The sequence below is a fragment of the Streptomyces sp. NPDC057939 genome, assembly GCF_042887545.1.
GTDB lineage: Bacteria > Actinomycetota > Actinomycetes > Streptomycetales > Streptomycetaceae > Streptomyces.
In genome coordinates this window covers 139,790-160,437 of the sequence record NZ_JBHVPG010000013.1, presented here as the reverse complement: position 1 = coordinate 160,437, position 20,648 = coordinate 139,790, and the positions used below count along the sequence as shown (strand labels likewise).

The 20,648-nt window shown below is 72.4% G+C and carries 17 protein-coding genes; 9 read left to right on the top strand and 8 right to left on the bottom strand.

Translation table 11 applies throughout. The annotated features are described in order from the left end of the window. The first annotated feature begins 13 nt into the window (after window positions 1-13). Window positions 14-1,360, top strand: a complete 1,347-nt coding sequence (locus ACFVS6_RS17615; RefSeq protein WP_389704698.1) for an SWIM zinc finger family protein — start codon at window positions 14-16, stop codon at window positions 1,358-1,360. A gap of 179 nt (window positions 1,361-1,539) precedes the next feature. Further along, window positions 1,540-3,129 (top strand): DUF5691 domain-containing protein, encoded by a 1,590-nt coding sequence (locus ACFVS6_RS17610; RefSeq protein ID WP_389704697.1) that lies wholly within the window; start codon window positions 1,540-1,542, stop codon window positions 3,127-3,129. A gap of 80 nt (window positions 3,130-3,209) precedes the next feature. Here the strand turns inward: ACFVS6_RS17610 and ACFVS6_RS17605 are convergent, their stop codons facing one another. Continuing rightward, a complete protein-coding gene (locus ACFVS6_RS17605; protein WP_281209601.1) occupies window positions 3,210-3,611 on the bottom strand; it encodes a cobalamin B12-binding domain-containing protein in 402 nt (133 codons plus the stop codon). Window positions 3,612-3,821: 210 nt separating this feature from the next. Between ACFVS6_RS17605 and ACFVS6_RS17600 the strand changes: the two genes are divergently transcribed. From ACFVS6_RS17600 to ACFVS6_RS17590, 3 genes are all read left to right on the top strand, one after another. After that, complete coding sequence (locus ACFVS6_RS17600) at window positions 3,822-4,766, top strand: esterase/lipase family protein (protein WP_389704695.1); 945 nt, start codon at window positions 3,822-3,824, stop codon at window positions 4,764-4,766. Between the two features lie 33 nt (window positions 4,767-4,799). Next, entirely contained in the window at window positions 4,800-5,198 is a 399-nt protein-coding gene (locus ACFVS6_RS17595; protein WP_389704693.1) for a hypothetical protein, read from the top strand. 247 nt (window positions 5,199-5,445) lie between these two features. After that, window positions 5,446-7,095 (top strand): M23 family metallopeptidase, encoded by a 1,650-nt coding sequence (locus ACFVS6_RS17590; protein ID WP_389704692.1) that lies wholly within the window; start codon window positions 5,446-5,448, stop codon window positions 7,093-7,095. A gap of 27 nt (window positions 7,096-7,122) precedes the next feature. On the opposite strand, the gene pcrA is transcribed toward ACFVS6_RS17590, so the two are convergent. From pcrA to ACFVS6_RS17575, 3 genes are all read right to left on the bottom strand, one after another. Continuing rightward, window positions 7,123-9,663, bottom strand: a complete 2,541-nt coding sequence (gene pcrA / locus ACFVS6_RS17585) for a DNA helicase PcrA (protein WP_389704690.1) — start codon at window positions 9,661-9,663, stop codon at window positions 7,123-7,125. A 163-nt stretch (window positions 9,664-9,826) separates the two neighbouring features. Then, window positions 9,827-11,320: a peptidoglycan DD-metalloendopeptidase family protein gene (locus tag ACFVS6_RS17580; protein WP_389704688.1), complete on the bottom strand. Its 1,494-nt coding sequence runs from the start codon at window positions 11,318-11,320 to the stop codon at window positions 9,827-9,829. 229 nt (window positions 11,321-11,549) lie between these two features. Continuing rightward, on the bottom strand, window positions 11,550-12,980 hold the full coding sequence (locus tag ACFVS6_RS17575; protein WP_389704686.1) for an FG-GAP-like repeat-containing protein: 1,431 nt from the start codon (window positions 12,978-12,980) through the stop codon (window positions 11,550-11,552). Between the two features lie 764 nt (window positions 12,981-13,744). On the opposite strand from ACFVS6_RS17575, the gene ACFVS6_RS17570 reads away from it, so the two are divergent. Together ACFVS6_RS17570 and ACFVS6_RS17565 are read left to right on the top strand one after the other, a co-directional pair. Further along, window positions 13,745-14,101: a hypothetical protein gene (locus ACFVS6_RS17570; protein WP_383989214.1), complete on the top strand. Its 357-nt coding sequence runs from the start codon at window positions 13,745-13,747 to the stop codon at window positions 14,099-14,101. A gap of 108 nt (window positions 14,102-14,209) precedes the next feature. Beyond that, window positions 14,210-15,268 carry an NlpC/P60 family protein gene (locus ACFVS6_RS17565; RefSeq protein ID WP_389704684.1) on the top strand — a complete coding sequence of 353 codons (1,059 nt, stop codon included), beginning with the start codon at window positions 14,210-14,212 and terminating at the stop codon, window positions 15,266-15,268. A 41-nt stretch (window positions 15,269-15,309) separates the two neighbouring features. On the opposite strand, the gene ACFVS6_RS17560 is transcribed toward ACFVS6_RS17565, so the two are convergent. The 3 genes from ACFVS6_RS17560 to ACFVS6_RS17550 all read right to left on the bottom strand — a co-directional run bounded on the left by ACFVS6_RS17560 (window position 15,310) and on the right by ACFVS6_RS17550 (window position 18,500). Further along, the gene (locus ACFVS6_RS17560) at window positions 15,310-16,422 is read right to left on the bottom strand and encodes an alpha/beta hydrolase (RefSeq protein ID WP_389704682.1); all 1,113 of its coding nucleotides are present in this window, start codon (window positions 16,420-16,422) and stop codon (window positions 15,310-15,312) included. 99 nt (window positions 16,423-16,521) lie between these two features. After that, window positions 16,522-17,211 (bottom strand): LuxR C-terminal-related transcriptional regulator, encoded by a 690-nt coding sequence (locus ACFVS6_RS17555; RefSeq protein WP_281209609.1) that lies wholly within the window; start codon window positions 17,209-17,211, stop codon window positions 16,522-16,524. Beyond that, window positions 17,208-18,500, bottom strand: a complete 1,293-nt coding sequence (locus ACFVS6_RS17550) for a PspC domain-containing protein (protein ID WP_389704681.1) — start codon at window positions 18,498-18,500, stop codon at window positions 17,208-17,210. Before ACFVS6_RS17550 ends, ACFVS6_RS17555 begins: the two co-directional genes overlap by 4 nt. A 131-nt stretch (window positions 18,501-18,631) precedes the next feature. On the opposite strand from ACFVS6_RS17550, the gene ACFVS6_RS17545 reads away from it, so the two are divergent. Then, window positions 18,632-19,945 carry a PspC domain-containing protein gene (locus ACFVS6_RS17545; protein ID WP_389704679.1) on the top strand — a complete coding sequence of 438 codons (1,314 nt, stop codon included), beginning with the start codon at window positions 18,632-18,634 and terminating at the stop codon, window positions 19,943-19,945. Further along, on the top strand, window positions 19,932-20,186 hold the full coding sequence (locus ACFVS6_RS17540) for a hypothetical protein (protein ID WP_389704677.1): 255 nt from the start codon (window positions 19,932-19,934) through the stop codon (window positions 20,184-20,186). The genes ACFVS6_RS17545 and ACFVS6_RS17540 overlap by 14 nt, the downstream gene beginning before the upstream one ends. Here the strand turns inward: ACFVS6_RS17540 and ACFVS6_RS17535 are convergent. Beyond that, window positions 20,102-20,635: a DoxX family protein gene (locus ACFVS6_RS17535; RefSeq protein ID WP_389704675.1), complete on the bottom strand. Its 534-nt coding sequence runs from the start codon at window positions 20,633-20,635 to the stop codon at window positions 20,102-20,104. The genes ACFVS6_RS17540 and ACFVS6_RS17535 overlap by 85 nt on opposite strands. Window positions 20,636-20,648: the final 13 nt, after the last annotated feature.

Here is a 20,648-nt window from a genome sequence, read left to right as displayed (position 1 = left end):
TACGGTTGTTCCCATGACTGAGCAGGGGGTTCGCTGGACGGCGGAACAGGTACTCGCCCTGGCACCTGACGATGCGTCGCGCAAGGCGGGGGGCAGGCTGGGCGGGGCGGGTCCGTGGTCGCAGACCGGAGGTTCCGCTTCCGGTGCGGTGTGGGGGTTGTGCAAGGGCAGCGGCAGCAAGCCGTACCGGACGGTCGTGGACCTGACGGGCCCGGCGTACAAGTGCTCCTGCCCGAGCCGGAAGTTCCCGTGCAAGCACGCGATGGGACTGCTGTTGCTGTGGGCGGCGGAGGGAGCGGGGGATCCGGTCGAGGCACCGGACTGGGCGGGGGAATGGCTGGCGGAGCGGGCGGCGAAGGCCGCCCGGCCGGCGGTCGCGGCGGCGGGACCGGTGGACGAGGAGGGGGCGAGGCGCCGCGCGCTGCGGCGGGCGGAACGGATCGGCGCGGGGGTCACCGAGCTGGAACAGCGGCTCGCGGACCTGTTGCGCGGCGGCCTGGCGGGCCAGGAGCAGACGGGATACGCGCCGTGGGAGGAGGTGGCGGCCCGGATGGTCGACGCCCAGGCCCCGGGACTGGCCTCCCGTGTAAGGGAGTTGGGGACAATACCCGGTTGCGGCCCGGGCTGGCCCGCCCGGATGCTTGAGGAGTTCGCGCTGCTGCACCTGCTGGACAGGGCCTGGCTGGGGGTGTCCGGGCTGCCGGAGCCGCTGGCCGCGACCGTTCGGAGCCGGGTGGGGCTGCCGTCCTCGGGGGAGGGCGAAACCGTACGGGACCACTGGCTCGTGCTGGCCCAGTACGACTCGGCGTCCCCGGACGGCCGGCTCACCACCCGCCGGATATGGCTGCACGGGACGGGGAGCGGGCGCCCGGCCCTGGTGCTGGACTTCGGGCCGCCCGGGCGACCGCCGGGGTTGGCCCTGCCGGTCGGGCTGGTGCTGGAGGCGGAAGCCCGTTTCCGGCCCGGCTCGGCGGGACTGCGGGCCGACCTCGGGGAACGGTTCGCGGCAGCGGTACCGGCCACCCGGGTTCCGCCCGGGGTGGGCACGCAGGAGGCGCTGACCGCCTACGGGGACGCGCTGGCGCAGGACCCGTGGCTGGAGTCGTGGCCGGTGGTGCTGGGTCCGGTGATCCCGATACCGGGGGAATCGGGTGACGCGAGTTGGCAGCTCGCGGACGCCGATGGGGCGTCCGCGCTGCCGGTGAACCTCGCCGGGGGCCGTTCACGTTCGGGTCTGTGGCAACTGGCCGCCCTCTCGGGCGGCGGTCCCGTCACGGTGTTCGGCGAGTGCGGTCACCGCGGGTTCACCCCGCTGACGGCATGGCATCCGCAGGGGGCGGAGCCGGTCGCCCTCGGGTGACGTCGGGCGGGGAGCAGGGGGGCGACGGCGCGGGGGCGCCGCCGTGAGGAACGAGGAAGCCGGGGGGCTTTGTGAACGACAACCACGCGAGCTGAGGCACTGACCGATCCGAACACGGACGCTCCGGTCCCGCGGAGGGGGCGGGACCGGAGCACGGAACACGAAGAGGGAGGGGTCCGATGAACGGCACGGCCGAGGCGGACGAGAAGAACACCGTGGCACCGCAGGCCTGGGAGGACCTGGTCGCCGCCGCGCTGCTCGGGACCGAGCGGCGCGGCGGCGCGCCGCAGGCCCTGCTCGACGCGGCGGCCGTGCAGACCCTGCGCCGCCGCGCCGGGCTCCTGCCGGCTCCGGCGGGCCGACTGCCGCAGCCCGCCCCGCGGGATCCGCGTCCGGCCCCGCCGGACGCGGCCCGGCGGCGGCTCGCCCAACTCCTGGCGGGCCGCGCGGGCGCGGGCGGCTCCGGGGGGCGGCGCGGGGCCTCCCCCGATCTGACGGAACTGCTGCCGCAGTGGCTCGCCACTGCGGCACGGCACGGCTACCGGGCCCCGTCGGCGTTGGTCCCGGCGCTGCTGGACGCGGCCCGGGCCCGGACCGACCTGCGCCCCCAGGCCCTGGCACTGGCCGGGGCGCGGGGACTGTGGCTGGCCCGGTTCAATCCCGACTGGCGGTTCGCGCTCCGCGGCGGGACGGGGGGCACGGGCGAACTGCCCGACCCGGCCGACAGGGAGGCGGTGGGCCGGCTCTGGGAGGAGGGGCTCTTCGCCGAACGGGTCGCCCTGCTGGGCGTCGTCCGGGCGCACGAGCCGGCGGCCGCACCGCGCCTGCTGGCCACGACCTGGTCCACCGAACGGGCCGAGGACCGCCTGATGTTCCTCGATTCCCTACGGGCGGGCCTCTCCCCCGCGGACGAGCCGTTCCTGGAATCCGCGCTCGGGGACCGCAGCCGCAACGTACGGGCGACCGCGGCCGAGCTGCTGTCCGCCCTGCCGGGGTCCGCCCTGGCCGGGCGGATGGCGGAACGCGCCCTGGCCTGCGTCGGTCCGCGGTCGGTGACCCCTCCGGCGGAGTGCGACGCGGGGATGCTCCGCGACGGGGTGGTCAAGCGCCCCCCGGCGGGCCGCGGCGAGCGGGCCTGGTGGCTCGGTCAGCTGGTGGAGGCGGCTCCGCTGGACCGCTGGCGGGACCGGTTCGGCGGGCTCGACCCGGCGGAGATCGTCGCCCTGCCGGTGACGGAGGGATGGGCGGAGGAACTGCACGCGGCGTGGTGCCGGGCGGCCGTCCGTCAGGGCGACGCCGAGTGGTCGAAGGCGCTCCTCGGCCCGCCGTCGGCACCGCCGGCCGCCGGGCCGGGCACCGCGTCCCTGGCGGAACGCGCGAAGCTGCTGGAAACGTTGCCGGAGGACGAACGGGCCTCATGGGTGGCGGAGTTCGTACGGGCCCACGGCCTCTCCGAGGCCTTCCAGCTGCTCGGCGTCTGCGTGGTCCCGTGGTCCGGGGCGCTGGGTCGGGCCGTGGTCGAAGCCCTCGACTCCGCCCGCGAGGCGGGCAGCTACCCGTGGAGCTTCAGCGGGGTGATGGGCCTGGCCGAGCGCTGCCTCGACCCGACCGAGACCGCTCACCTGGAAGCGCTCACGTCCGGCTCCCAGGACCCGCCGGACGCCTCACCGGGGGCGGCCGCCTACTGGGCGGAGGCCTTCCAACGCCTGGTGGCCACGCTGCGGCTGCGCGCCACGATGCTCGCCGAGCTCGCCCCCGCGCACACCTGACACGGCCCGAGCGGGGGCGTGCCCCGGCTCGGGGCCGACCCGGGCCGACCTGCGCCCGACCCGGGGCCGCTCGGCGAGGCCTACTGGCGGACGTTCCCGTTGACCCATTCCACGATCGCCGTGGTCGTCGCACCCGGCGTGAAGATCTCGGCGACACCCTTCGCCTTGAGCGGAGCGATGTCGTCCTCCGGGATGATCCCGCCACCGAACACCTTGATGTCCTCGGCGTCCCGCTCCTTCAGGAGTTCCAGGACGCGCGCGAACAGCGTGTTGTGGGCGCCGGAGAGGATCGAGAGGCCGATCGCGTCGGCGTCCTCCTGAATGGCGGTGTCCACGATCTGCTCGGGGGTCTGGTGGAGGCCGGTGTAGATGACCTCCATGCCGGCGTCGCGCAGTGCACGTGCGATCACCTTGGCACCCCGGTCGTGGCCGTCGAGACCCGGCTTGGCCACCACCACACGGATCGGACCGGTCACACCCATCGCACTGCCTCCCGAGTGAACGAACGTTAAGTACAGCATCGCGCACCGCACCGTTTCACGGTCAAGCGGGAGGGGGAAATCACACGTGGGACACAGCGGATCCATCACCGCCGAGTCGCCCCGCCACCGCGCCGACAGCCGCCCGGCACGGTGGCGGGGCCGCGTCGGCGGTGCGGTCGTGTCCCCGAGAGGTCCAGGGGAGGGCCGTCCATGGGGCTGTCGATCACACCACTGCCGCTTTCGATGACCGGGGCCGCGCTGCGCGCCGCCGTCCTGGAGGCCGTCGTACTGGCCGGGCACCTCCTGCTCTATCCCACCGGGCTCCTCGACGAGCGCCGCGCGCCGGCCGACGCCGACACCACCGGCGACACACCGTCCGAGACCCGGGGGCAGCGTCCGCCCGTGCTGCTCCTGCACGGGTTCACCGACAACCGGTCGGTCTTCGTCCTGTTGCGGCGCGCCCTCGGCGCGGACGGCCGGCGCCGGGTGGAGACGTACAACTACTCGCCCTTCACCCGCGATCTGCGCGTCACGGCCCGCCACCTCGCCCGGCGCGTCGAGGAGCTGTGCGAGCGCAGCGGGCAGGACCGGGTGGACCTCGTCGGGCACAGTCTCGGCGGCCTCGTCGCCCGTTACTACGTGCAGCGGCTCGGCGGCGACGCGCGGGTGCGGACGCTGATCACGCTCGGCACCCCCCATTCGGGCACCCGGGTGGCGCCCTTCATGGACGCGCACCCGCTGGTCCGGCAGATGCGTCCGGAATCAGATGTGTTGAGCGAATTGGGCGCACCCTCGCCGGGCTGTCGGACCAGGATGGTCGCCTTCTGGAGCGAGTTCGACGCGCTGATGGCGCCGACCGGGACGGCCAGGATCGAGCATCCGGACCTGGACTCGACGAACGTGCAGGTCACCGGCATCGGTCACCTGGCCCTGCCGGTCCATCCCGCCGTGATCACCGCGGTCCGGCGCGCCCTGGACGGTCCGGTCAGCGACGCCACGGCGCCCGCGGCGGCGCCCGTCGCGGCATCCTCCGCATCCGATGCCACCTCACGCACCGCGCCCGCCCCGCGCCCCGCACCGACCACGCGCTCCGCACCCACCGCAACCGGTACCACCGGTTCCACGGGAACCGAGGGCCAAGGCCTGGCCATCTGAATCCCCGAGGGACGCGAACACACCGGGGGCAGGATGCGCACGAGGGCCGGGGCCGGCGAGGACGGCACGATCGGGACCGGTCGCCGCGCCGTCCTGGCCGCCGTGTCGGCGAACCTGGCCCTCGGCATCCCGGCCGTCGTCCCCTTCGGCCTGGCGTGGTGGCTCGTGACGGAGTACCTGCCGATGGACTGCCGCAGCACGGCCGACCTCTCCGATCCCGGTCTGCGGAACTGCAACCACACGACCCTCGACCACGCGGACATCGTGCTGTTCCTGCTGGTCGTGACCGGGGTGTTGCTGGTCGGCGCGGTGGCCGTGATCGACGGGGTGCTGCCCGGCCGGGAACGTCGGGGCCTGTGGCTGAGGGCGGCCCTGCTCGTACCGGTGCCGTTCGCCGCCCTCCTGGCCCTCACCGTGCACGGCGGTTCCTGAGGCCGGTGCCGGAGTCACGCTCGGTCTCCCGCCCAACGCCACTCGAACTAATTTCGAACTCAAGGCCAAGGCTCGGTGTTCGGAGGACCGAAAGGCCGCCGAATGCCCCGTTCCCGTAAGAACGGAACCCGCCGAAGATTGTCGTGCCGTGTAACCGACGGGTACAGTCACGCCACTGCTCTCCTCCGGTGAACCTTGAGTTCCCCGGCCACCCAGGCCCCCCACTGCCGAGGCGAAAGAGAAGTTGGTGAACGACCGCCCGACGTCGGGCCAGTACCCCGAAACCGGGTATGACGGCCTTTCCACCACCACTTTCGCTGGTGACCAGGCATACGTTTCCTATGAAACGCAGGGCCAGGGCTACCAATACCCCGCGGATTACACGACTTCCGGGACCTACGACGCCTACGGCTCGTACCAGTCGACCGGTTCGTACGACACCACCGCGTGGTCCGCGCCCGAGACCTACCTGCCGACCGTGCCCAGCCAGGGCGTCCCCGACGACGGCACCGGCCAGTGGGACGCGAGTGCCTGGAACGCGACCGGAACCGGAACCGGCTTCGAGTCGGCGTCCTTCGGTTACGACCACGCCTCCTCGGAACAGACGGGCAACTGGACCCTCCCGGGATACGGGCAGGAGACCGGCACCTACGACGCCACCGCGTGGAACGGCGGAGGGGCCACCGAGCCCGTCGCCGACGCCCACACCTACAACGGCGTCACCTCCCAGGCGGGTGCCTACGGTTACGAGGCCACCACCGTCGTCCCGGTCGTGCCGGGCTCCGACTCCGCGGGTGCGTACGCCGACGCCTACTCGGACTCCTACGGCGATCCGTACGCCGAGTCCTACGCGGGCACCTCCCCCGAGTCCTACACCGACCCGTACTCCGAGGCGGGCGCGGACCTCCACACCGCCGAGACCTCCGTCTTCGAGGCGGTGGCCGCTCCGTCCGCGAACGAACCGGTCTTCATCGACGGTGTGCACGACCTGCCCACGCAGGCCATGCCGGTCACCCCGGGCGAACCGCGCTCGGCACGTCGGGCCGGGGCCAAGGGCTCCGCGAAGGGCGCCTCGACATCGGCGTCCAAGAACGGCGGCAAGAGCGGGTCCAGGACCAACGCCGCCAAGACCACCGGCGGCGCCGGCGGCAACACCCGTCGCCGCACCCCGGCCAAGCGGTCCGCCCTGCTGACCGTCGCCGTGCCCTCCGCCTGCGTGATGGGGGTCGCCGGAGTGGCCGCCGCGTCCGTCGGCGGACTCACCGGCGGCGCCGAGAAGCCCGCCGAGGAAACCACCACGATGGCGGCGCCCGATCCCGCCTCGGTGAAGCCGGTCGCCGCGAACAACAAGCTCGACACCCAACTGGCCGCGCTCAGCGCCGACGCCGGTGACTTCGCGGACCGCGCGAGCCGCACGCAGGAACGCCTCGACCTCCGCCAGCGCCAGGAGGACGAGAAGAAGAAGCGTGCCGAGGAGGCCGCGGCCAAGGAGGCCGCCCGCCCCAAGTTCGCGGTGCCGGTCGCCCAGAACGGCCTCTCCGCCAGCTTCGGCCAGTCCGGCGGCATGTGGATGTCCGTGCACACCGGCATCGACTTCCCGGTCTCCTACGGAACGCCCGTCATGGCCGCCACCGACGGCACCGTGCGCACCCAGTGGAACAGCGCCTACGGAAACATGGCCATAGTGACCTCGCCCGACGGCACCGAGACCTGGTACTGCCACCTCGGCAGCACCAAGATCCGGTCCGGCAAGGTCAAGGCCGGCGAGGTCATCGCCTACTCCGGCAACTCCGGCAACTCCACCGGACCGCACCTCCACTTCGAGGTGCGACCGGGTGGCGGGTCCGCGATCGACCCCCTGGCCTGGCTGCGCAGCCACGGCCTGGACCCGAGGTAACGCACCCCGGGCCCGGAGGCCCGGGGGCTAGAGCTTCTGCACCGGCGCGTACCGCAGCAGCAGCCTCTTCGGCTTGTCGTCACCGAAGTCGATCGTGGCCTGCGCGTCCGCGCCGGCTCCCCTGACCTCCATGACCGTGCCCAGGCCGAACTGGTCGTGCGTGACCCGGTCCCCGACCGTCAGCGCGATGACCGGCTTGTCGGATGCCCGGCGCGTGGCGAACCCCGACGGGCCCGCCTTCGTACGGGACGAGGACAGGAACGCCTCGGGCGAGGTCCCGAAGGTCGCCTTGCCGGAGCTCGACCCGGATCCGTACCCGGAGCCGCGCATCGGCCCGGCCGGCTTCTGGGTCGCTCCCGTCCTCTTCCACTGGAGGTACTCGGTGGGGATCTCCTCCAGGAACCGTGACGGCGGGTTGTACGAGGGGGTGCCCCAGGCGCTGCGCATGCCGGAACGGGTCAGGTACAGCCGCTCGCGCGCCCGGGTGATGCCGACGTAGGCGAGGCGGCGCTCCTCCTCCAGTTCCTTGGTCTGGCCGAGCGCGCGCATGTGCGGGAAGACGCCGTCCTCCATGCCGGTCAGGAAGACCACGGGGAATTCGAGGCCCTTGGCGGTGTGCAGCGTCATGAGGGTGATGACGCCGCTGCCGTCCTCGTCCTCGTCCGGGATCTGGTCGGAGTCGGCGACGAGCGCGACCTGCTCCAGGAACTCGGAGAGGGTGCCCGGACCGGCGGCGGCACCCGCCGCGACGCCGGTCCCGGTGTCGTCCCCGGCCGCCGGGGTCGCCGCCTCACCGCGCGCCTGCTCGAATTCGAGGGCGACGGCCGCCAGCTCCTGGAGGTTCTCGATCCGCGTCTCGTCCTGCGGGTCGGTGGAGGACTGCAGCTCGGCGAGGTAGCCCGTCCGCTCCAGCACCGCCTCCAGCACGACCGCCGGACCGGCGCCGGAGTCGACGATGGTGCGGAGCTCCTCCATCAGCACGTTGAACCGCTTGACGGCGTTGGTGGACCGGGCGGCCATCCCGAAGGCCTCGTCGACGCGCTTCAGCGCCTGCGGGAAGGTGATCTTCTCCCGCATCGCGAGGGCGTCGATCATCGCCTCGGCCCGCTCGCCGATGCCGCGCTTGGGCACGTTCAGGATCCGCCGGAGCGGGACGTTGTCCTCGGGGTTCGCCAGGACGCGCAGGTAGGCCAGGACGTCCCGGACCTCCTTGCGCTCGTAGAAGCGGACGCCGCCGACGACCTTGTAGGGCAGTCCGACGCGGATGAAGATCTCCTCGAACACGCGCGACTGGGCGTTCGTCCGGTAGAAGATCGCGACGTCGCCGGCCTTGGCCTCCTTGGCGTCGGTCAGGCGGTCGATCTCGTCGGCGACGAACTGCGCCTCGTCGTGTTCGGTGTCGGCGACGTAGCCGGTGATCACGGAGCCGGAGCCGGCCTGGGTCCACAGGTTCTTGGCGCGGCGGTTCTGGTTGCGCTCGATGACCGCGTTGGCGGCGGACAGGATCGTCTGCGTGGAGCGGTAGTTCTGCTCCAGCAGGATCGTGGTCGCGTCCGCGTAGTCCTCCTCGAACTGGAGGATGTTGCGGATGGTCGCGCCGCGGAAGGCGTAGATCGACTGGTCGGCGTCACCGACCACGCACAGCTCGGCGGGCGGCAGGTCCGGGTACCCGGTGCCGACCAGCTCGCGGACGAGCGTGTACTGGGCGTGGTTGGTGTCCTGGTACTCGTCGACCAGGACGTGCCGGAACCGGCGGCGGTAGTGCTCGGCGACGTCCGGGTGGGACTGGAGCAGGTGGACCGTGGTCATGATGATGTCGTCGAAGTCGAGGGCGTTGGCCTCGCGCAGCCGGCCCTGGTACATCGCGTACGCCTGGGCCACGGTCTTCTCGAAGCCGTCGACGGCCTGGGCCGCGAAGGCCTCCTCGTCGATCAGCTCGTTCTTCAGGTTGGAGATCTTGGCGTTGAAGGACTTCGGCGGGAACTTCTTCGGGTCCAGGTCCAGGTCGCGGCAGACGAGCGCCATCAGGCGCTTCGAGTCGGCGGCGTCGTAGATCGAGAACGACGAGGTGAAGCCGAGCAGCTTGGACTCGCGGCGCAGGATGCGCACGCAGGCGCTGTGGAAGGTGGACACCCACATGGCGTTCGCGCGCGGGCCGACGAGGCTCTCGACGCGCTCCTTCATCTCGCCGGCGGCCTTGTTGGTGAAGGTGATCGCCAGGATCTGACCGGGGTGGACGTGCCGCGCGGACAGCAGGTGGCCGATGCGGTGGGTCAGCACCCGGGTCTTGCCGGAGCCGGCGCCGGCCACGATGAGCAGCGGGGATCCCGCGTGCACCACGGCGGCGGCCTGCTCCGTGTTGAGCCCGTCGAGGAGCGTCGCCGGGTCGATGACGGGCCTGGGGGCGCCGTCCCGGTAGTACGCGTCCCCGCTCATGGGTGCGTCGAAGCGGCCTCCGAAGAGGTCGTCCGCGTCCGGCTCCGGGGCAGCGTGTTCCTCGGGGGGCGGCGGGACCTCGTCGGAGGGGGTCAGGTCCGCCAGGAAACTGTCGTCAAAGAGGCTACTCATCGCCTTCCGAGTCTAGGGGGCCGCACCGACAACCGGTCCCGTCCCCGGTGAATCGGCGGGATTCGCCGGGCCCCGCACATGGCGGTGGCCCGCCCCCCGCCGGGGGACGGGCTGGGGCGGGCCACCTGTGAATGCGGTCGGGATGCCCTGGCGGGCGGGGGGACTACCAGCCGGCGGAGCCGATCTCGGTGCGGGCGCCGAGGCCGGTGCCGGTGCCCGGGTAGAGGAAGAGCTTGCCGGTCGAGTTCTGGACGGCGATCAGGTCGTCCGGACCGTTGGAGCCCTTGAGGTCGCCGCCGATGAGGTCGGACATGCTGTTCCAGCCGCCGTTGCCGATCAGGATGCGGGGGCTGAGGTAGCCGCGGTCACCGGGGTACAGGAAGAGGTCACCGGTGGACTCCTCGACCGCGACGAGGTCCTGCTTGCCGCTGTTGTTCACGTCCATGCCGGTCAGGTTGGACATGCCGTTCCAGCCGCCCGAGCCGATCTCCTTGCGGGAGCCGAGCTGGCCCGAGGTCGAGCCCGGGTAGAGGTAGAGCTTGCCGGTGGACTTCTCGACGCCGGCGAGGTCGGACACGGCGTCGCCGTTGAGGTTGAGCGCGGTCAGGTCGGACATGCCGTTCCAGCCGCCGGTGCCGATCAGGACGCGGGTGCCGCCACTGGCGAGGGTCGAGTTGTCGGAGCCCTTGTACAGCCACAGCTTGCCGGTGGACTCCTCGACGCCGACGATGTCGTCCTTGCCGTCACCGGTGAAGTCGCCGCCGGTCAGGTTGGACATGCCGTTCCAGCCGCCCGAGCCGATCTCGATGCGGGTGCTGCCGCCGGCGATGGTCCCGTTCGCGTTGCCCTTGTACAGCCACAGCTTGCCGGTGGAGGCCTCCACGGCCACCACGTCGACGACGCCGTCGCCGGACAGGTCGGCCGAGGCCAGGTCGATCATGCCGGCGCCCGGGTTTCCGGGGCCCGGCTTCGGGGGCTGCGGCTTCGGGTCGGGTTCCGGGTTGGCGCAGTTCTTGCTGGTCAGGCTGCGGCCGGGGTAGAAGGCGCTGCCGTTGAAGACGGTGCGCTGGTAGCTGCCGTTGTAGCGCTGTTCGTAGTGCAGGTGGGCGCCGGTCGATCCGCCCGTGCTGCCGACGAGGCCGACCAGCTCCCCGGCGTCGACCTTCTCGCCCTCGGACACCTTGAAGGCGTTGAGGTGGGCGTAGAGGGTGCTCCAGCCGTTGCCGTGGTCGATGGTGACGAACTTGCCGTAGCTGGTGTTGCCCTTGTCCCTGATGTGGGCCGTGCCGCCGGCGCTGGCCAGGACGGGCTTGTTCGTGGTGGTGCCGCCGTGCGTCCAGTCGATCGCGTTGGCGGAGGGGCTGTGGTACGAGCGGGAGTCGCCGAACCAGCTCTCACCGCAGGTGAACGGCATCTGGAACTTGGGGCGGCCGCCGTCTGTGGTGGCGGACGCGGCCATCGGCGCGGCGATCGGGGCGTCGGGCAGACCCATCTCGGCCGGGGTCAGGACGGGCAGCACGCCGTGGTGGTCCTCGCCCTCGGCCTGGGCGCCGCCGATGGAGAGGGCGGTGGCGGCCAGCGTGGCGCAGATGAGGCCGGTGGCGATGGCGACGCGCTTGGACATGCGGCGGGCGATCGGAGTGGTGGCAGCAGACATGGGAGTGGTCCAAACCGGCACGCGGGTGCCTGGGGAAGGTGGGAAGGCTTCGGTGGTGCTCCGGGTGCGGAAGACCCGTCGGAGCGGCTGCGCGGGGCAGTGGTACTGCTGAGGTTTCGGGGGCCGCCGGGTCCGGCGGCGGGGCCGCGCGGGGCGCGCGGCGGGGTGCGGCGGGGTGCGGCGGGGCCGGGCGGGAGGGCGGCGGTGCGGGCCGCCCTCCCGGAGGGGGCTACCAGCCGCCGTTGCCGATCAGCTTGCGGGCGCCGAGGCCGGTGCCGTTGCCCGGGTAGAGGAAGAGGTCGTTGTTCGCCTTCTCGACACCGATGAGGTCGTCGTAGGCGTTCGACGTGAAGTCGCCGCCGATGAGGTCGTTCATGGTGTTCCAGCCGCCGTTGCCGATCAGCTTGCGGGCGTCCAGGCCGGAGCCGTTGCTCTTGTAGAAGAAGAGGTCGCTGCTGGAGGTCTCGACGCCGACGACGTCGGTCCTGCCGTCGTTGTCGACGTCCATGCCGACCAGATCGTGCATGCCGTTCCAGCCGCCGGTGCCGATCAGGACGCGGGTGCTGCCGCCGCCGATCGAGCCGGCGCCGTTGCCCTTGTACAGCCAGAGCTTGCCGCTGGAGGTCTCGACGCCGACCACGTCGGCCTTGCCGTCGCCGTTGAAGTCGCCGCCGATCAGGTCGTGCATGCCGTTCCAGCCGCCGGAGCCGATCTCCTTGCGGGAGTTCAGACCGCTGCCGTTGCCCGGGTAGAGGTAGAGCTTGCCCGAGTCCTCCTCGGTGGCGACGATGTCGTCCTTGCCGTCACCGTTGAAGTCGCCGGCCGCCAGGTTGGTCATGCCGTTCCAGCCGCCCGAGCCGATCTCGACGCGGGAACCGCCGCTCGCGATGGTCCCGTTCGTGTTGCCCTTGTACAGCCACAGCTTGCCGGTGGAGGCCTCGACGCCGACCACGTCGTCCACCGAGTCCCCGTTGATGTTGGCGGCGACGAGGTCGGTCATGCCGGCGGGCTTCGGCGGCTTCGGGGTGGTGGAGTCGTCGACGATGTTCTTGTAGCGGACCGGGTAGAAGGGGCCGTAGTTCCCGTAGTACGGGTAGTCGTACACGCGGTAGTGCACGCCGCTCGGGGTGAAGTCGAAGCCCCAGTACTTGGTCTTCTCGCTGTTCGCCCACTTCTCGAAGAGGGCGATGTGGCCGTTGGCGCCGCTGTCGTTGTCGAGGAGGGCGTCTCCCGCCTTCAGCTCGGCCTTGCTGATCGATTCGACGACGCCGCGGGTCTCGAAGGTGGGGGTGATGAGCGAGTCGTCCAGGTCCCAGGCCATCGAGACGAAGCCGGAGCAGTCGGTGCGGTAACCGCCGTGCTTATTGCCCCAGTCGTAGTCGAGGCCGATGCCGACCCAGCTCTTGGCCCGCGCTATGACCTGGCTGCGGGTGATCGTCGACGCGGAGGCGGCGAACGTGGAGGCCTTCAGCTCGCTCGGGGCCTCGGCGCCCTGACCGGTGCTGCCCCAGTCGGGGTTGGACGCCGGAGCGGCGGCGGGTGCGGCGGTCGGCGAGGCGAACGCCGCCGAGTCGATACCCGCGACGGTGCCCATGGCGACGGCGGCGGTGATCAGGGTGGCGACGGCGGTGTTGCGGGTGCGGCGGGTGTAACGAGGCATGACAAAGCTCCGGTTCGCGTTCGATGAGGTGTGAGGGCCGGGAGCGGGTGCTCGACCGGCCGCCGTACGGGGCGTGCGGGAAGTGCGGGTGCCGCGAGGGCGGCGGGAAGTACCGGGACCACTGCTGGAAGTGCGTCAAGTGCGCGGCGCGTGCCGGGCGTTCGGGCCGTGGGGCCCGGTGCGGCGGGCGGGCGCGCCGGTGTGACCGGGGGACAGCTGTCCTGCAGGTACAGCGGTCCGGTGGAGCACCGTTCCGAGCCGGCGCGGGAAGTCGGCCGGCGGGGGCGGTCAGCCCGGGTTCACGATCCTGGCGGCGGGTACCGCGGAGGCGACGGGGGCGATGGCGGTGATGCCGAGGGTGAGGGCGATGACCGCGGCGGCCCGTGCGAATCCGATGCGCATGACGAGGGTTCCTTCCGGTGCAGAACGGGTGGAGCTGGGCGGGTGTCCTCCCCTTCGCATCCCGTACGTCCCGCGGTGACGTCTCTCAGGCTTCGAGGGGGTGTCTCCGGCGTTTCCCGGCGACAGGCATTAGCTTCGCCGCCCGACGAAGGCCGCGGAAGGGGATCCGGGGGGCCCGAACCGGCCATGGCCCGTTCGGGCCGCGTCGCCCGTTCCCGGGCTTCCCCGACCGTCGTCCCGGGCTCCCCCGCACCCCGTTGCCGAAGTCCTCGACCACCCGTTCCGGGGTTGCGCCGACCGCGCGTTCACGGTCGTCGGGACCGGTCGCGGGAGGCTGCGCAGTGCCCCGTAGGCTCGGCCGCATGGACGTACTGATCAATGTCTTCGTCGGCCTGCACATCATCGGGATCGCCTCGCTCCTGGGCGGTTTCCTGACCCAGATGAAGGCGATGGGCGCGGGCACCGCCCGTTTCGTGCCCGCGATGCTGCACGGCGCGCTGACCATGCTCGTGACGGGCGTCCTGCTCGTCGGTTTCCGCGAGATGGGCGACGGCGCCCCGCTGAACCACGTCAAGATCGGCGTGAAGCTCGCGATCCTCTTCGTCGTCCTCGCGCTCGTCTACGTCAAGCGGGACGACGAGCACGTCGACAAGGGGCTCTTCGCCACGGTCGGCGCACTGACCACGGCCAACATCTTTATCGCCGTCCTCTGGCACTGACCGGTCGGTCCCGATCACGAACGGCCACTTCGGACCATCTCGTCACCGTCCCGTTACCTGCGGGTCTAGCGTCCTCCCCCGAGACCGACGGAAGGACGTGAGGCCCCCGTGGCCAGTCATCGAAAGCCCAGGCAGCGCCCGTTCAGCGGCGGCGGCGTACGGACCGCCGCCACCCTCGTGCTCGCGGGCGCTGCCACCGCCACCGCCTTCGAGGGCACCTCGCACGCCGACCCCCGGCAGAGCCCCGCCGAGGTCAAGGCGGAGGTCGACCGGCTCTACCAGGAGGCCGAGGCCGCGACCGAGCAGTACAACGGGGCCAAGGAGAAGGCCGACGAGGCCGAACGGGCGCTCACCGGACTGCGCGAGGAGTCCGCCCGCCGCACGGACCGGCTGAACACCGCCCGCACCGCGCTCGGGTCGCTGGCCGCCGGGCAGTACCGCAGCGGCGGCCTGGGGCCCGCGTTCCAGCTGGTCATGGCCACCGATCCGCAGGACTACCTCGACCGGGCCTCGCTCCTGACCCGGGCCGGCAGGCGCACCGCCGCGGAGGTGTCCTCCGTACGCCGCGGTCTGGACGACGTCGGCAGGCTGCGCGACCAGGCCTCCGGGCGCCTCGCGGACCTGCGCGCCCGGCAGGCCGACACGGCCCGGCACAAGGCCACCGCCGAGGCGAAGCTCAGTACGGCGAAGCGCCTGCTGGCCCGGCTCACCTCGGAGGAGCGGGCCGCGTACGAGGCGCAGTCCGGGACCGCGAACGGCACCACCACCGCCCCCGTCCGTACGCCCGGCACTCCCCCGCCGCCCGCACCCGCCGACGGCTCCCGCGCGGCCCGGGCCGTGGCCTTCGCGTACGGGGCGATCGGCAAGCCGTACGTCTGGGGCGCGACGGGCCCGGGCTCCTTCGACTGCTCAGGGCTGACGCAGGCCGCCTGGCGCGCGGCCGGGGTGTCCCTGCCCCGTACGACCTACACCCAGATCAACGCCGGGCAGCGCGTCGCGCGCGGCCAACTGGCCCCCGGGGACCTGGTCTTCTTCTACTCCGGCGTCACGCACGTCGGCATGTACGTCGGCAACGGCCAGATGATCCACGCCCCGCGCCCCGGCTCCACGGTCCGCCTCGCGCCGATCGACTCCATGCCGTGGGCGGGCGCGACCCGCCCGGCGTGAGGGCATGACGGCATGACCGACGGAACACGGGTCCGGGCCGGCTACGGCGCCTTGACCGTCCGGCTCAGCCAGTCGAAGGTCTGCGGGAGCTGCTTCGACCAGGAGTCGAGGTTGTGGCCGCCGGTCACCTTCTCCGCGTGGACGACGGTGGGAGCCTGCGCGATCGCCTTGAGGTCCGTGCCGGACAGGTAGCCGTCCTGTTCGGCGCCCGACATCCACAGGGACACCGGCGGGGGCGTGGGCGCGGACTTCAGGAGGTGCTTGAGGTTGTGGGTGCGGCGCAGTTCGGGGTCCTGGGCGACCAGCGAGGAGGGTTCCTGCCCCGGGTCGTTGTAGCCGGACAGCGAGACGGCGGCGGCGTAGCGGTCGGGGTGGGCGATGGCCAGCTTGGCGGCGCAGTACGCGCCCGCCGAGTACCCGGCGACGCCCCAGGTGCGGGCCTCGTCCGTGGCCCGGAAGTTGTCGGTGACCATCTTGCGGACGTCGACGCTGAACCAGCTGTCGGCGTTGACCTTGCCGGGGATGTTGGCGCATCCGGTGTCGGCGTTGCCGAGCAGCATGGCGCGCGGGGAGACGAGGATGAACGGCTGGACCTTGCCGCTCCTCATGAGCGGTTCGAGGACCTCGTGGGCCTTGACCCCCTGGAACCAGGACTTGCCGGTGCCGGGGATCCCGGGGATCAGTTCGACGACGGGGAACTTCTTGTCCTTGAAGGCGGGGTCGTCGTACTGCGGGGGCAGCCACACCATGACGTCGCCCTTGACCCCGGAGACCTTCCCGTCGAGTTCGGTCTTCTGCACGCGTCCGCCGAGGCCGTCGACCGGGACGAACTCCTGGCGGACCTTGGGCTCTTCCCTCACCTGCTCGGCCTTCTTCCCGCCGAGCCCGTCGGGGCCGAGGTCGGGGGCGGCGGTGACGTACGTGCCGGTGCCGAGGAGGTCGCCCCAGGACGCGTAGAAGTTCATCTCGCGGTTGACCGCGACGAACACCAGGGCCACGGCCGTGACCTGGGCGAAGAACACCATCAGGGCCCGCGTGACGACGCGTACGGCGGCGGGGCCGCGCACCTTGCTCCACACGGCCAGCGGCAGGACGACGGCGATCGCCGCCAGGGCGACCACGGTGGCGAAGAAGGGGGTCCCCGTCAGGCTCATCACGCCCCCGAAGAGGGCGGACACCTGTTCCCCGGTTGCACCGACCGCCCGCGATGTGGATCACATCGCGGGCGGTCGGTACGGCGGCCGGGGCGTCGGTCAGACCAGCCGGCGGGCGGTCGCCCAGCGGGTCAGCTCGTGCCGGTTGGACAGCTGGAGCTTGCGCAGGACCGCCGAGACGTGCGATTCGACGGTCTTCACCGAGATGAACAGCTGCTTGGCGATCTCCTTGTACGCGTAGCCGCGGGCGATCAGCCGCAGCACCTCGCGTTCGCGCTGGGTGAGCCGGTCGAGGTCCTCGTCGACGGGCGGGGCGTCCGTCGACGCGAACGCGTCGAGGACGAAGCCGGCCAGGCGGGGCGAGAAGACCGCGTCGCCGTCCTGGACCCGGAACACGGAGTCCACCAGGTCGCTGCCGGTGATGGTCTTGGTGACGTACCCGCGGGCGCCGCCGCGGATGACGCCGATGACGTCCTCGGCGGCGTCCGACACCGACAGCGCCAGGAACCGCACCGGGTTCTCGGCCGCCGCCATCAGCGGGGCGCAGCGCCGCAGCACCTCGACGCCGCCGCCGCCGGGCAGGTGCACGTCGAGGAGCACCACCTCGGGGCGGGTCGCGGTGATGACGGTGACCGCCTGGTCGACGTCGGCCGCCTCGCCGACGACCTCGACGCCGGTGCGCGCGGTCTCCCCGATCTCGGCCTGTACTCCGGTGCGGAACATCCGGTGGTCGTCGACGAGCACCACCCGGACCCGCCTGGCCTCCGTCACCGCGTTGTCCTCGGTCATGCCGCCCTCTCCATCTCCAGCTCGACTTCGGTGCCGCCGTCGGGCGCGGACCGCAGTCGTGCGGTCCCGCCGTTGCGCTGCATCCGGCCGATGATCGATTCTCGTACGCCCATCCGGTCGTCCGGTACGGCGTCGATGTCGAAGCCCGGTCCGCGGTCCCGTACGGAGACGAAGACGGTGTTGCCCTCGACCTCCGCGTAGACCTGTACCGGGCCCCCCTCGCCACCGTACTTGGCCGCGTTGACCATTGCCTCGCGCGCGGCCTGGATCTGTGCGGCCAGCTTCTCGTCGAGCGGGCAGTCGCCGACGACGACGACCTCGATGGGGACGCCGTGGTGGTCCTCCACCTCGGCGGCGGTCTTCTTCACGGCCTCGGCGAGGGTGGTGGGCTCCTCGGCCTCGTCCTTGCCGGTGCCCTCGGGCTTGTACAGCCAGTTCCGCAGCTCGCGTTCCTGGGCGCGGGCCAGCCGGCGGACCTCGCCGACGTCCTCGGCGTTGCGCTGGATCAGGGTCAGGGTGTGCAGCACGGAGTCGTGGACGTGGGCGGCGACCTCGGCGCGTTCCTGGGCGCGGATGCGCATCAGGCGTTCCTCGGAGAGGTCCTGGGTCATCCGGATCAGCCAGGGGCCCGCGAGGAGGGCGACGCCGACGAGGACGGCGAGGGTGGCGGTGAGGACGTTGCCCAGTTGCGCGGCGGAGCCCCGTACGACGATGAAGAGGGTGAGGCCGACGCCGACGAGGGCGACGCCCGCGAGGGCCCGGACGACCTGGAAGAGGCGCCCGTGCCGGCCGGCGGCGGCGGTCCAGTGGGCGCGGCGGGCATTGTCGGCCTGGCGCCAGACGAGGACGACGCCCGCGCCGACGAGCAGGGTCGGCCAGACGTAGCGGCCGTTCTCGCCGCCGACGCGGAGCTGGGAGAAGAAGATGCCCGCGCCGACGGCGAGGGCGATCAGGCCGGAGATCTGTCCCTTGCCGGGCTTGCGCAGCCGGCGGGTGCCGTCGGGGAGGGTCTCGAAGAAGGAGTGGTGTCCGGTTCTGCCGCCCACGCCGAGCGGTACGAACACCCAGAACGCCGCGTAGAGCAGCACGCCGAGCCCGTCGCCGAACATGAACATGCCGAGGAAGGCGAGTCGTACCCAGAGCACGGGCAGCCCGAGGTGCCCGGCCAGGCCGCGGGCGACTCCGCCGAGCATCCGGCCGTCGGCGCTGCGGTAGAGCCGGCGGTGCGGGAGCGCGGGATCGGCGGGGTCCGGTGCGTGCGGGGTGCGGGAGGGGGCTGCTGCGGGCATGTCACCGATGGTCACACGCGCGCGGGACCACGGGCATCAGGGCATCCCCCCAGGTTCGGCCGGGGGATATCAGGGTTGCGCCAGGGTAGGGCCGGGTGCCGCGCGGACGCGGGGGCCGTCACCATGGACACATGACCGAAGTACACGACGCCCCGGCCGCCGGCGCCGGGGCCCCCGCCACGGCCCAGGCCCCGCGGCCTCCCCTGCGCCGCAGCAAGCGCGACAAGGTCCTCGCGGGCGTGTGCGGTGGTCTCGGCCGGTACTTCGACCTGGACCCGCTGGTGTTCCGGATCGTCCTCGGGGTGCTCGCCGTCACCGGCGGCGTCGGTCTGATCTTCTACGGGTTCGCCTGGCTGTTGCTGCCCCAGGAGGGCGAGGACGACAGCGAGGGCAAGCGGCTGCTGACCGGCCGCGTCGAGGGCGCCACCCTGGCCGCGGTGTTCAGCGCGCTGGTGGGTTGCGCGCTGTTCCTGTCGATGATGGACAACGGGGTGATGGGGGTCTTCTCGGTCCTGGTCATCCTGGCGCTGGGCGGTGCCTCGTACTGGTCCCAGCGGCTCCGGCACACCTACGCCCCCGAGGCCGAGGCCCCGGCGGCGCACCGGCCCGCGTCCCCGGCGCCGCCCGAGACGCAGGCACCGCCGGTGCCGGGCAGCCCGTCCTGGTGGCGCGATCCGCTGGTGAAGGACGGCACGACGGGACCCGTCGGCGCGAACGGCTACCTGTGGGGCCCCGACGACAGCCCGGCTGTGGCCACCGGCGCCGGACCGGCCGCGCGGGAGCCGAGCGCCCCGGCGGCGGTGCGCGGGTTCGGCGGGGGCGTCGGCGGCCGGGTGTTCGTCCTGGCCCTCGTCGCCGCGGGCATCGGCACGGCCTCGGTGTGGGAGGGCAGTTCCCTCGGGCACGCCCTCCAGGTGGGCCTGGCGTGCGCCCTCACCGTCTTCGGGCTGGGCCTCGCGGTCAGCTCGGTCAAGGGGCGGACCGGGTTCGGCACGATCCTGCTCGGCCTGATCACCGCGGGCCTGCTCGCGGCGGCGACCGCGCTGCCGCGCGAGATCGGCACCGACTGGCGGGAGGTCGCCTGGCGGCCGGCCGCGGTGGCCGACGTCCGGTCCTCGTACGCGTCGGGCACCGGGCTGGCCACCCTCGATCTGAGCCGGTTGGACGTGCCGAAGGGTGCCACGGTGTCGGTCGGTGCCACGATCGAGGCGGGACGGCTGAAGGTGGTCCTGCCCCGGGAGGTCACCGCGAAGGCCGTCGTCACCGTCCGGCTGGGTGACATCCGGATGCCCGGCGAGAGCGGTGAGGACGTGCGCATCAGACGCGGCGGCGAGACCCGGGAGGCGACGCTGGCGCCCCCCGCCGGCACCGAGGCCGGGGGGACGATCGAGCTGCGCCTGAGCGCGGCCGTGGGACAGGTGGAGGTGGCCCGTGCGGCGTCATGACTTCCAGCCGGGACGGCTGCTGGCCGGGCTGGTCCTGATCGCGGCGGGGGTGCTCTACCTCCTCGACGCGGCCGGCGAGGCCGACGTGCCCTGGTTCCTGGTGGTGCCGATGGCGCTGGGCGGGCTGTCGCTCGCCGCGCTCGTCGGCATGGTGACCTACGCGGTGCGCCGCGACAGGCGCCACCGGCTCGACGAACCTTCGGAGCGCCGGGCGAGCGCGAGCGCGTCCAACGACAGGTAGGGGGCGCCGGCGAGGACCAGCGGGAGCCAGGCGACCAGGTAGACGAGGTCGTTGCCGTAGTAGTACGGGGTGACCGCCCAGGAGACCGTGAGCCACAGGCTGAGCGCGATCAGCGCTCCGCCGGCGGCCGCGAGCCGGGTCAGGAGCCCTGCGAGGGTCGCGAGGCCCACCAGGAGTTCGCCGACGGCCAGCACCACGGCGAAGCCGACGGGTGCCTTCAGGGCCATGTCGACGAGGGCGGGGATCGCGGAGGTGTCGCGCACGCCGCGCATCATGTCGCCGATGGATCCGTCGCCGGTGGCGGACAGGAACGCGGAGTCGGTCAGCTTGTCCAGGCCCGCGTACACGAAGGTCACGCCGAGGAACAGGCGCAGGGGCAGGAGCGCGTACCGGGCGGCTCGGTCCCGCAGGCCGGAGGGGGCACCGGAAAGGACGTCAGTTCGGGTCACGCCCCATGCATAC

Excerpts from the sequence above, each read along its gene's own strand:
- ACFVS6_RS17615 (WP_389704698.1), top strand. The coding sequence starts at position 14 with ATGACTGAGCAGGGGGTTCGCTGGACGGCGGAACAGGTACTCGCCCTG.
- ACFVS6_RS17610 (WP_389704697.1), top strand. The coding sequence starts at position 1,540 with ATGAACGGCACGGCCGAGGCGGACGAGAAGAACACCGTGGCACCGCAG.
- ACFVS6_RS17605 (WP_281209601.1), bottom strand. The coding sequence starts at position 3,611 with ATGGGTGTGACCGGTCCGATCCGTGTGGTGGTGGCCAAGCCGGGTCTC.
- ACFVS6_RS17600 (WP_389704695.1), top strand. The coding sequence starts at position 3,822 with ATGGGGCTGTCGATCACACCACTGCCGCTTTCGATGACCGGGGCCGCG.
- ACFVS6_RS17595 (WP_389704693.1), top strand. The coding sequence starts at position 4,800 with ATGCGCACGAGGGCCGGGGCCGGCGAGGACGGCACGATCGGGACCGGT.
- pcrA (WP_389704690.1), bottom strand. The coding sequence starts at position 9,663 with ATGAGTAGCCTCTTTGACGACAGTTTCCTGGCGGACCTGACCCCCTCC.
- ACFVS6_RS17580 (WP_389704688.1), bottom strand. The coding sequence starts at position 11,320 with ATGTCTGCTGCCACCACTCCGATCGCCCGCCGCATGTCCAAGCGCGTC.
- ACFVS6_RS17575 (WP_389704686.1), bottom strand. The coding sequence starts at position 12,980 with ATGCCTCGTTACACCCGCCGCACCCGCAACACCGCCGTCGCCACCCTG.
- ACFVS6_RS17570 (WP_383989214.1), top strand. The coding sequence starts at position 13,745 with ATGGACGTACTGATCAATGTCTTCGTCGGCCTGCACATCATCGGGATC.
- ACFVS6_RS17560 (WP_389704682.1), bottom strand. The coding sequence starts at position 16,422 with ATGAGCCTGACGGGGACCCCCTTCTTCGCCACCGTGGTCGCCCTGGCG.
- ACFVS6_RS17555 (WP_281209609.1), bottom strand. The coding sequence starts at position 17,211 with ATGACCGAGGACAACGCGGTGACGGAGGCCAGGCGGGTCCGGGTGGTG.
- ACFVS6_RS17550 (WP_389704681.1), bottom strand. The coding sequence starts at position 18,500 with ATGCCCGCAGCAGCCCCCTCCCGCACCCCGCACGCACCGGACCCCGCC.
- ACFVS6_RS17545 (WP_389704679.1), top strand. The coding sequence starts at position 18,632 with ATGACCGAAGTACACGACGCCCCGGCCGCCGGCGCCGGGGCCCCCGCC.